Origin of the sequence: Geosporobacter ferrireducens (assembly GCF_001750685.1) — a bacterium.
GTDB lineage: Bacteria > Bacillota > Clostridia > Peptostreptococcales > Thermotaleaceae > Geosporobacter > Geosporobacter ferrireducens.
Window position 1 is genome coordinate 2,977,240 of record NZ_CP017269.1, and the last position, 11,512, is coordinate 2,988,751.

The 11,512-nt window shown below is 35.6% G+C and carries 9 protein-coding genes; 7 read left to right on the forward strand and 2 right to left on the reverse strand.

Annotated elements, in window-relative coordinates; translation table 11 throughout:
• The first annotated feature begins 152 nt into the window (after positions 1 to 152).
• From Gferi_RS13985 to istB, 4 genes are all read left to right on the forward strand, one after another.
• On the forward strand, positions 153 to 917 hold the full coding sequence (locus Gferi_RS13985; protein WP_169833001.1) for a gamma-glutamyl-gamma-aminobutyrate hydrolase family protein: 765 nt from the start codon (positions 153 to 155) through the stop codon (positions 915 to 917).
• A gap of 109 nt (positions 918 to 1,026) precedes the next feature.
• Complete coding sequence (locus tag Gferi_RS13990) at positions 1,027 to 2,685, forward strand: peptide ABC transporter substrate-binding protein (RefSeq protein ID WP_069977488.1); 1,659 nt, start codon at positions 1,027 to 1,029, stop codon at positions 2,683 to 2,685.
• 215 nt (positions 2,686 to 2,900) lie between these two features.
• Positions 2,901 to 4,409 carry an IS21 family transposase gene (gene istA / locus Gferi_RS13995; RefSeq protein ID WP_069981433.1) on the forward strand — a complete coding sequence of 503 codons (1,509 nt, stop codon included), beginning with the start codon at positions 2,901 to 2,903 and terminating at the stop codon, positions 4,407 to 4,409.
• On the forward strand, positions 4,406 to 5,137 hold the full coding sequence (gene istB, locus Gferi_RS14000) for an IS21-like element helper ATPase IstB (RefSeq protein WP_069977490.1): 732 nt from the start codon (positions 4,406 to 4,408) through the stop codon (positions 5,135 to 5,137). The genes istA and istB overlap by 4 nt, the downstream gene beginning before the upstream one ends.
• Before the next feature lie 566 nt (positions 5,138 to 5,703).
• Here the strand turns inward: istB and Gferi_RS14005 are convergent.
• Entirely contained in the window at positions 5,704 to 6,528 is an 825-nt protein-coding gene (locus Gferi_RS14005) for an MBL fold metallo-hydrolase (RefSeq protein ID WP_069981434.1), read from the reverse strand.
• Between the two features lie 802 nt (positions 6,529 to 7,330).
• Here Gferi_RS14005 and Gferi_RS14010 point away from each other — a divergent pair.
• Positions 7,331 to 7,606, forward strand: coding sequence for a helix-turn-helix transcriptional regulator (locus Gferi_RS14010; RefSeq protein WP_069977497.1), 276 nt, complete (start codon positions 7,331 to 7,333; stop codon positions 7,604 to 7,606).
• An 83-nt stretch (positions 7,607 to 7,689) separates the two neighbouring features.
• The gene (locus Gferi_RS14015) at positions 7,690 to 8,820 is read left to right on the forward strand and encodes a hypothetical protein (protein WP_069977499.1); all 1,131 of its coding nucleotides are present in this window, start codon (positions 7,690 to 7,692) and stop codon (positions 8,818 to 8,820) included.
• A gap of 822 nt (positions 8,821 to 9,642) precedes the next feature.
• Here Gferi_RS14015 and Gferi_RS14020 read toward each other — a convergent pair.
• Positions 9,643 to 10,602, reverse strand: coding sequence for a M15 family metallopeptidase (locus tag Gferi_RS14020; protein ID WP_207645754.1), 960 nt, complete (start codon positions 10,600 to 10,602; stop codon positions 9,643 to 9,645).
• 207 nt (positions 10,603 to 10,809) lie between these two features.
• Here Gferi_RS14020 and Gferi_RS14025 point away from each other — a divergent pair, with 207 nt between their 5' ends.
• Complete coding sequence (locus Gferi_RS14025; protein WP_069977501.1) at positions 10,810 to 11,505, forward strand: response regulator transcription factor; 696 nt, start codon at positions 10,810 to 10,812, stop codon at positions 11,503 to 11,505.
• Positions 11,506 to 11,512 lie beyond the last annotated feature (7 nt).

Sequence of the window (11,512 nt, forward strand, 5' to 3'; positions counted from 1 at the left end):
TTTGAGGATAAAAATTACACCAGAGATTATCGGTATCAAGTGAAGCTCAATAACCGAGAAATAACTAGTTGTAAAAATATACGATTAAAAGTCTTAAGAATGGTATAGATATTGCATTAGGATTTATCATACACAGATTGGAGGGGATGGATTTGAAGCCTTTAATTGGGATAACCAGTTACTATATCAAAGATAGGGAATTAGGCAAGGATAGAGATCAGGGTCTTATTGGGCAGGATATGTTGCTGTGCACTATGGATAATATCAAATGTATAGAAAAATCAGGAGGAATCCCTATACCTATCCCGGTTTTTGAAGATAATGATGAATATATAACAGAAATCATTGAAAGATTGGATGGGATATTATTAACCGGAGGTTCAGATATACATCCGGAAGAGTATGGCCAAGACGTAAAAATAGGCCTAGGTACAGTTGTACCTGAAAGGGATATATTTGAATTAAAGCTTTGTAAAAAAGCTTTAGAACTTAACAAACCAATATTGGGTATTTGTAGAGGACTTCAAATTATCAATGTATTTTTCGGGGGTACATTGTATCAAGACTTAAAGGAAACCAAGTTTACCACTATTGAACATAGGGGAACAATGCTACCTAAGTTTAGTTATTGTCACTCTATCAATGTTGACACAAACAGTAAAATATATACAGCTTTTGGAAGAAACAAGATTATGGTTAATAGCTTTCATCATCAAGGAGTTGACAAAATTGGAGATGGGTTGAAGAAGACAGCTTGGGCAGAGGATGGAATGGTTGAAGGAATAGAGCATATTGATTATCCCTTTGTGGTTGGAGTACAATGGCATCCCGAGGCTATGGTTGATAAATATGAAGAGCATTTAAAACTTTTTAGGCTGTTTGTTAATGAAGTGAAAATATTAAAATTGGAGGTGTAGGTGGATTAGTTAAAGTGTATACAATGTAGTCTAATATATCATCGCACAGAATATATTAGCAGATAAGTTGTAATAGTGGGGGTTTTCTATTAAGAGGGAGGGGACGATTTTGAAGAGAAGAGTATTATCGTTACTTTTGGTAATTGTTATGATTCTAATGCTATTACCTGGATGTCAGACTAAAGAGACAGGACCAGCGGGTGGCAACGCCAATGAAAATACTGAAGCTAAAGTGGAAAAAAAGATCCTTAAATATAACATGGCAGAAGATCCAAGGACATTAGACCCACAATTGAACTCCTCAATAAAAGCAGGAGATATTATTAACAATATATATGAAGGTCTTATGAGGGAAGTTGATGGTAAGTATGTTCCAGGTATTGCAGAATCCTATGAAGTTAGTGATGATGGACTTACATACACTTTCCATTTGAGGGATGCTAAATGGTCAGATGGACAACCTATTACAGCTCATGACTTTGTGTATTCATGGAAAAGAGCAGCTGATCCAACTACTGCATCTGACTATGCTAATTTAATGTATTATATAGCTGGTGGATATGAGTTCTTCAACGGTGAAGGAAGTTCTGAAGATGTTAAGGTTAAGGCTTTAGATGATAAAACACTAGAGGTTACGCTTGCAGCTCCTACACCATTCTTCTTGGAGTTAACGGCATTTTATACCTTTATGCCCGTAAGACAGGATGTGGTTGAAAAGGATCCTGAGGGATGGGCAAAAAATCCTGAGCTTATTGTAACAAATGGACCTTTCAAGCTTGCGGAATATAAAATGGGAGATATGGCAGTTTTGGCTAAGAATGAAAATTATTGGAATGCAGATAATGTCAAATTAGATGAGATAGTGTGTTATATCATAGTAGAGGAATCTACTTCCTTAACTGCATATGAATCTGGAGATTTAGATATAATTACAAATATTCCATTACAAGAAGTACCTGAAATTATGGTCAATAACCCTGAGTTTCACATTACTCAGAGAAATGGAACAAGCTTTTATGTGTTCAATGTAAAAAAACCACCTCTAGATGATATAAGAGTTAGAAAGGCACTTACATTAGCGATAGATAGAAAATTAATAGTTGATAATGTAACAAAGGGCGGGGAAATGCCAGCTGTAGGATTTGTACCACCTGTTGCAGGGATGAAGGATACTAGAGGAAATGTTTTCAGAGAAATGGCTCCAGATTATGGAATCGCTATAGATTCAAGCAAGGTTGATGAGGCCAAGAGACTTCTCGCTGAAGCTGGATATCCTGATGGTAAAGGCTTCCCAGAAATAGATATATCCTATAATACAAGCGAATCTAATAAAGCTATAGTAGAGGCAATACAGGAAATGTGGAAAAAGAACTTAAATATTCATGCTACATTAACAAATCAAGAGTGGTCAGTATTTGCTAATAATAGAAGAAATGGTAACTTCTATGTTGCTCGCCATAATTGGATAGGAGACTATGCAGATCCAGTAACCTTCTTAGATCTTTATAATTCAGATGGTGGAAATACTTCTTCACAATGGGTAAGCAAAGAGTATAATGAGCTAATGAATAAGATTAAGACTGAAAATGACCCAATTAAAAGGGATGAAGCCTTATATGCAGCTGAAAAGATGTTATTCGATGAGCAGCTATTCATGCCAATCTTCCATCATACAGATAAGATGTTAGTAAAGGATTATGTGAAGGATTGGAAGAAGACTACTGCCTTAGGCAACTGGTATTTTGGTACAACAGATATAGTTAAATAGGATAAAAGATTTTAATCCTTAGTAAAAAAATAGAAAGCAGATCATTGTTTACTAATAAATAAAGCGATGGTCTGCTTTTATACTGTTTTTGGTAGAATAGAAACCAAGCACAGCGGAAGTTAAAAATCCCTGCAAAAAATGGAAAAACTCCATTGCAAGCACCCCGGAAAAATACTATCCTTTTTAGTGACCAAACTGAAAAGGAGCATAAGGAGATGCTAACAATGGAGCAAATATATCGTATCAGAAATCTGAAGAAATTTGAAGGGAAAAGTTTAAGAAAAATAGCAGATATTACAGGTCATGACTTTGAAACTGTAAAGAAGTATGTTCAAAAGGCCAATTTTAATATAGAAATCCGCCCTAAGCAAGTCAGAACAGGAAAACTGTCTCCCTATAGGGAGTTAGTACTCCAGTGGCTGACCGATGATGGGAAAGCACCCCATAAGCAACGGCATACTGCCAAAAGAGTATATGATAGGCTGCGTGAGATCTATCCCGATGAATTCGATGTCTCAGAAAGGTCAGTAAGAAACTTTGTTGCAAAGCTTAAGAAGGAACTGAAGATGGATACCAATGGCTCACTTCCACTTGAGCATCCTCCAGGAGAAGCTCAAGTAGATTTTGGCAAAGCAAGATTTATCGAGAATGGAATTACATATGATGGTCATTATCTAAACATATCCTACCCACACAGCAATGGTGGACATACACAGCTATTCAAAAGCGAAAATCAAGAATGTCTCCTTGAGGGCCTAAAAACAATATTTGAGCATATTGGCGGCGTGCCAACCGCCATATGGTTTGATAATATGTCTACAGCTGTTAAGAAAATCAAGGATTATGGTGAGCGGGACCTAACCAAAGGATTCTTAAGATTTATGATGCACTACGGATTTAAGAGTAACTTCTGTAACCCCAACAGTGGAAATGAGAAGGGTTCGGTTGAAAACAAGGTAGGCTATCACCGCCGGAATCTCTTTGTGCCGGTTCCGGAATTTAAGGACTTACGAGAATACAACAAAGAACTTCTAAATCGCTGTGATAAGGATATGCAAAGACAGCATTACAAGGGCCTTGGCCTCATTAAAGAACTGTTTGAGGAAGATAAAAAGGAATTCTTCAAGCTTCCGGAAGTTCCCTTTGAAGTATATTTACATGAGTTTGCAAAAGCTGATAACTATGGCAAGGTTAAATTCGACACGAGAACCTATTCATCCTCTCCTGCTGCCGCAGGCACTCAAGTGATGATAAAGGCAGGAGCCTATGATGTTGCAATTCTGGATAATAACTGTAATCTGATTGTCAGACACAAAAGACTATATGGTCAGGAGAAAGAATCAATGATCTGGATTCCTTACCTGGAATTAATGGCGAGAAGACCTACAGCACTAAAGTACACGAGTCTATTCAATCAGCTTCCGCTGAGCCTAAAACAGTTTTTAAAAGAGTGCGATTATGAATGCAAGAAGCAAACCCTAAAGATATTTACCCGTATGGTAGCAGATACGGGCATGGCTACAGCGATAGAAGCCATTGACGAAGGAATCCGATGCGGAGCAAAGGATGCAGACAGTATATGGGCTACCTATTGTCGCATAAACTCCGGAAGTTTGCCGGTAATGGATATATCTCTTCCGGATACAGTTCCACAACTTAATAGATTCACTCCAGATATTAACATCTATGATGAATTGATCACTTCCGGAGGATTAGGACTATGAACTCGGATGCCTTAATTAAACACTACTGCAAAGAACTTCGGTTTGGCAGAAACCTCTATGAGAACTACAAAAAGATACAGGCTATCGATTATGCAGACTTTCTGGCACAGCTATTAAAGCTTGAACTGGAGAATAGAGAACTGACACGTAAGAACCGAAACTTAAAAGCTGCTGGTTTTGATGTGATCAAGACCTTCGAGGGCTACAGCTTCAGTCTGATACAAATACCCCCGGCACTTGATATTGAACAGCTAAAGACAGCAGGCTTTATTGATAGGAAAGAGAACTTGATCCTTTATGGCCCAGTGGGGACAGGCAAGTCCCATCTGGCCACTGCAATAGGTGTTGCAGCCTGCAGCAGTGGTAAGAGAGTGAGATTCTTCCGTACAGCATCCCTGGTGAATCAACTTAGTGAAGCTAAAGCAAAGGGGGAACTAAAACGCTTCATGAGACTGGTAGAAAAGACAGATTTATTGATATGTGATGAATGGGGATATATTCCCTTTGAGAAGGAGGGTTCACAGCTTCTGTTCCAAGTCATATCAGAATGTTACGAGAGAAGAAGTGTCATCATCACAACAAATTTGGAATTCAGTAAGTGGAATGGTATTTTCTATGACGAAAAGCTAACCAGCGCCATTATTGATAGACTGGTTCATCATAGCCATCTGCTGGTTTATACAGGCCCAAGTCATAGACTAACACATTCAACCATGAAATCCCAGTAATGGAAATGGGGTGCTCGGAAAATTAAGTTCCGAAGTGTACGGAAAGGTACTTGCCAAAAACATTTATACTGTATCCGTCAAATAAAGCCCACATAGTAGTAGTATGGGGACAGTTCTCTACTATTAGTAAACTTGGCCTAAGATTCGACATAGAGATTATGGATTAGTGAAAAGGCATGTGTGCTGAAATTAAAGCAAGGTAAATTGGAAAGAAGACAGGACTATGATATATGCAAGTGGGGACGGTCCTTGCTTGCTAGATTGACAGGTGTAAAAACCGCCGATACAACGGTACGGTGAACCGTACCATAAGTAACTGCGGTTTTTGTAATATATAGATAAATACGCATGATGTAAAAGTTTCTACAAAATAAACTTGTAAAATGAGAGGGTATCTAGTGATAAATAATGATTTCCTTTAGAAGTTTATTGTTAACTATTTTAACCATAGAATTGATATGCCAAAAATGGTGTATAAGGAGCTTAAAAGAAATAAAGTTTATTTAATATCTAATAAAAATCAGATATTAAAGGTGTATTAGGCCTTTATGATAGGGTAAAGAAACTTAATATTTAGAGGTTTGTAATTCCTTTTTGATAAGGTCTTTATTTCCCTTGTGGAATTCTCCCATTATTTTTGGAAATTGCCATCCTTGTGAAAGTTTATCTGCTCTTTGTTCATCTTCATTTTTCAAAGAACTTCTAAGCTCACGGATATACGCTAAAGAATCTGTTTTCCTTTTAAGGATTTCCTGACTATCCTCTGTCGGATTTCCATGACCTGGAACCAGCAAATTAATTGAATGATTTAAAAGTATGCTATCCACTTTATTCATTGTGTTTTCGTACTCATAACTATTGTGATATATGTACGGAAACTCAATGTCAGATAGATAATCTCCTGAGAGTAAAATTCCAATAGGTTCAATGATTGCGAATAAACTATCATCTGTATGACCTGGAGATGTATAAAAGGTAATAGTTGTATTTCCAATCTTCAATTGTTGACCATCTTTACTAACTAAATAGTTTATGTGTGGATAGCTCACTTCATAGTCTCTTACTAAATAATATTGATCATCGAAAGAGTTTATTTGTTCAAGAATTCTTTCTTTATCATTTCGAATCATCATTTTTTCACTGCCGATATATATTACTTCTCCAATACCATTATATCCTAGGATATGGTCCCAATCTGAATGAGTAAAAAAAACGTATACAGGACGATCTTTGCGAATACTGGATACATAATTTCTAATTTCTATTATTTCATGAGGTAACGTTGTTGGATCAACAACAAGAACCATATCTTCTGTTTCAATAATAGATGAGTTGGTTTGAAATAATGGACTCTGGAATATGTTTATATATTTATTTTTAAATAAAATCACGATACTATATACCTCCACTAAGTTAGTATTTTTCATGTCTACAAAAAACTTTATACCTTGAATTGTAAATGTTCTATAAAAATTTAAAATATCCTTCAATAATAATTCAGAATCAAATTCTAATTTACCCATGGAGAAAAAACAAATTGAGTATTTTACAATGAATAGAGTTTTATACGATAAAAGATAGTTATTAAACATTAGATAAGTTATTAATAGTAAACTTAACTATTAAAAAAACCGCCATTATATCCGTTACGGTGAACCGTATCATAAATGATTGCGATTTTCTCTGTAGGCTAGGTATATAAACTAGTGTATCAGATTGGCATGTGGTACAGTTTGATCTAATGGGACGTAGGGATAGGTGAGTTATCTCCCTAATGAGTGGATTTCACCTGCCACGCACCGCTTCCACCATTCAAATACACTATAGCAAAAAAGCCACATTTTATGCGGCTTTTTTGCATGTGTGGGTCTTGTTGGGGGAAGGTGGCTCCACTAATCGAAACGATAAGTTGGAGAAATGATATTATTCATATCAGTAGTTATATTTATGATAATTATATATGTCGAAATAAGGCGAACGAAAAACAGAGGAGTTTGTAAGAATATAAGTAAATTTATTTAAAAAAGGAGTATCTTTATGACTCAAATAGTTGGCAATGGGTATTTGTAGGACTATGAACCTGACCCCTTGCCTCTCTTAGTTGTGATGGGTTTGCAAAACGATATAATGCATAAAAAAGAAATGACTTGAATAATGCATTTGCATTTTCTAGAGGAAAAGAAGGTGAGAAAAATGAACGAGAAGAAATTTATATTTGTGTTGATGCCTTTCAATTCATCATCTGATGATGTTTATAAACTTAAAATGCTTAATGTAAATGATGCTATTGTATTTGGAGATTTAGATACAACAGCCAAATATTATGTACGGGAATATATCGAGCTACACCGGTTGGCCAGGGCCCGCGATGTGCTTCGCGACAAGGGAAACCGTATACTCGACATCGCGGTGGAATATGGCTTTGGCAACCATGAGACCTTTACGCGGGCAATGGTTGAACGAGTGTGAAGAACAGCATTTATATTATCAAATATGACATACTGTTGTCACATTAGAAACAGTATAATAACAAAAACAGAAGGAGCGAAAAAATGAGTACATATCACGGCGGCCCAGTAACGCAAAAACCCATCAGTGAAATCGCTAAATACATAAAAAACTTGATACCGGCGAATATACCTGAGACTTATGCGCTGAAACCCATGTTTGAGAACGTTGCAAGCGAAGAAAATATACGAAATGGCGTTATTGCTTTCAGGGATTTTTTATATTTATTTTGTGACCGCTTAATCTCAGACGGACATTTATATGTCAAGCCGCAAAAAAATCCGAAGAATGCGATAGATTATCCATTTTTATATAATGTTACAGACCTGTTAGCTGACATAGGTTATCATAGTAAACTGGCTGAAAGCGGCGATTCATTATTGATAACTGAAATACCGTCATTTACCGCCTCAATTGATGAGAAAGGAAATATAAAGAAGCCTAAAAACTCTGTTTCTAAGCTAATTGAATGTTTGCGGTTTTTAGCTCTCTGTGGTTTTGTTTTTACCGGTATTGATTTAGAAGCAAAGACGCTTAATATTTCGGAAGTACAATTATTAGAAGTATCATATCCGAATGCTTCTGTCTTGCTGACGGGGTTAAAAGCCATGTCGATTGCAGATATAGAACTGCGAACGAAAAGATATAAGAACGATAATAATCACGATAATCTTTTACGGTGCGATTACAGGTTAATGAAAGCAGAAGATACGGATGTACTCGATGTTTTGAAAGATTTTTTACATCCGTTACCCGAAAAAGTCCAAAAGCTCGCCTTAGAATTACATCAGCGTTATATAGATATGGGAATGACTTGCGTAACGATCATATCAACATTCGAAGTTCATTTTGCTTATTCATATATAAAGAATAGCCGGCGGGTCTTATCCTCACGGGATGTATATCAGCTAAGAGTATGGGAGTTTGCTTTATCTACGAGATATGGTTATTGTTTAGTTATAAGAGCCAAAAAAACAGATAAATATGCGGATGTTATTGAAAAATTCTCTTTATCTTTACAGGAAAAAATTGCAAAGGGATATGGCTGTGACAGGAAGCTGCGTAATGAACCCTGTCAGGGCGGTTGTCAGGGGTTTCGCATACCTTTGGATGGCTCAATATTAAATATCAGCAGGAATATTGAAACATGGCTTGATAATGAGGTGTCGTGTTAATTAAGAAAATAAGCACTTTCCGTATGATTAACGGAAAAGTGTTTGAGTTAAAAAAAGTTTATATTTTGAATGGAGGAAATTAAAAATGAGCAAATACGAAAACGCAATCAAACTTATGGAGGAATTCTGTGGAAACGGTAAAGACAATCTTGTTGCCCTTGCGACAACAAGCCTTTTACTTTTAGCGTCGACTCCTTCCCCGTCGAAAACATACCCGAAAAGCCGCATAGTACAAAGCTGTATTTGCTCCTATTGCATGCCATTAGGGCAATAAAATAGACACTCATTTCTGAACGTCTAAATAGAAATTGGAATTTAAGAAAAAAACCGATTTTAGGGGGATATTAGTCCTTAGGGAAGATCAAATTATAGCCGCAAGTCTATTATACGTGATTAAGGAAGGTGACTTGAAAATTGGTTGGGTTGAAGACATGTTTGTAAGTAAAGAATGGAGAAAATAATATCTTATGGTTCAACATCAAATAAAAGTATTAATTGGAAAAAATTAAATGAGCTGACAACAAGAGAGAATTTTAAATAATTTGATGTCGACAAATACAACTGGAAGATTTTTAAAGAAATTCATTTCTTAGGTAGAGAGGGAATTTTAGGAGGTAGCAAAGTATAGTAATGTCCCAATAATTAAAACTATTTCCAAAATTATACAATTTTATGCATATGACTGCATACTCTTGGCAAATATAAAAGCAAATATTTTTCTCATTAACCTCATCATTAATATCTTGTCAGAAAGGTTCTATACCTTTAAGTACAAAGTTATTTACAGACTCTAAGTATAATAGTGCTGTTATATTTTTTGATTTATCTGTTTTGAGACAATGCCTTACCTTCTAGATAAGCCTCTAAAGTTAAATCCTTTTCATATATTTCTTTTGCTGCATCCGCTCCTACATATCTAAGATGCCAAGGCTCATATTTGTATCCAGTTAAATGCTCCTTACCTTTTTCATACCTTATAATATAACCATATTTATGTGCATTTTCAGCCACCCATTCACCCTCACGTGTAAAGGCAAACTCCTCTGAAAGTGCGAAACCTGCCCCTTTACTTGTTATATCCATTGCTAAGCCTGTTTGATGTTCACTATGACCTGACTTTGCAGAAACCCTATCTGCTTCTATTTGTCCTAATTTTTGAACATTGTTTTTATAGATAGCTTGCTGCCTACTATAGGATCTAAAGCCAGATACTGCATAAAGGTAAATTCCTTCTCTTTCAGCGGACTTAAATAAGCTTTCCAGTGCTTGTGCCGCTTCTTTTCTCATGTTTTGCTTTTCATGCGGACCTTCAAAGCTAAATCTAACATTAGGGACTGTTAAATCGTTTGGTTTATAATCAGACGGAAACCCATTTGTTTTGTTAACCAGGATAAGAATATCATTCAAATCCTTTTGAGTAGGAGGTAACTTTTCTTCTGTATTGGAATTAGAAGTTTTCACAGGTGGTTTTACTTCTATTTCTTCTTTTATAATGTCTTCTCTATTATTCGTATCTACAGGTGTTATTTCTTGAGGCTTAGAGGAAGTAATTTTATCATTTGCTTCAATCGGTGCAGGTTTTTGTTCAATAGCAATTACTTTTGCATCAACCTGATTATTATTCCAAAAAATTGTAATTACCAAAGCTGAAATACACATTACAGCTAATGTCAGTAGCCTTCTTTTCATCATATTTCTTTTCCTTCTTTTCATCATACTCCTTTTACTTCTCTTACTGGTTCTAGGTGCCATTGAACCATCGTTTCTTTTATCTTGAATCATTTTATATACCCCCTTTTTTATCCTTTGTTCTACAAGTTAGTAATTATCTAGACAAGCTATAGTGCTAATTATAAAGGGCAAATGTATCTGAAGTTTACATAACTGTATATAACTTATAAATAACTTGTATCTAATTTGTAAATTATATAGATATTCAATAAACTAGAGATAGAAAATAAGGTATGATAAGGGGAGGGAGGTATAGCTATGGCGAATAAGAAGATACTCATTATAGAAGATGAAGAAGCAATATCAAATCTTATTTCATATTCTTTGAAAAAAGAAGGATTTATCACAAATGTTGCTGCTAATGGAGAGGAAGGACTAAAGCTTTTAAAGGAGTTTAAGCCGGACTTGATAATATTAGATTTGATGCTGCCTGATATCAGCGGATTTGAAATATGTAAAACTATAACAAGGGAATACATCATACCAATCATAATGATTACTGCCAAATCAGATACAGTTGATAAGATTTTAGGAATGGAATTGGGTGCCGATGATTATATTACAAAGCCCTTTGATATAAGGGAGGTCATCGCAAGAATAAAGGCAGTCTTCAGACGGATTGATTTAATTTCAGAAGCAGGAGAAAACAACGAGTTTGAAGGTATAAGGATAGGAAAAAATATTGAAATATTTAAGGAAAAGAGAGAGGTATTTAAAGATAATACTAGAGTAGAGCTTACCAACAAAGAATACGAATTATTAGTATTTCTAGCAGAAAGTAAAGGAAGAGTCTTTTCACGGGCAGATTTATTGGATAGAGTTTGGGGGTTTGAATTTGCTGGAGACACAAGAACCGTGGATATACATGTGCAAAGGCTTAGAAAGAAGTTGGATGAAAATAAGAACAGTTCTATTATAGAGACTGTTTTCGGAATTGGTTATAAAATATTGTAAAAAAGGA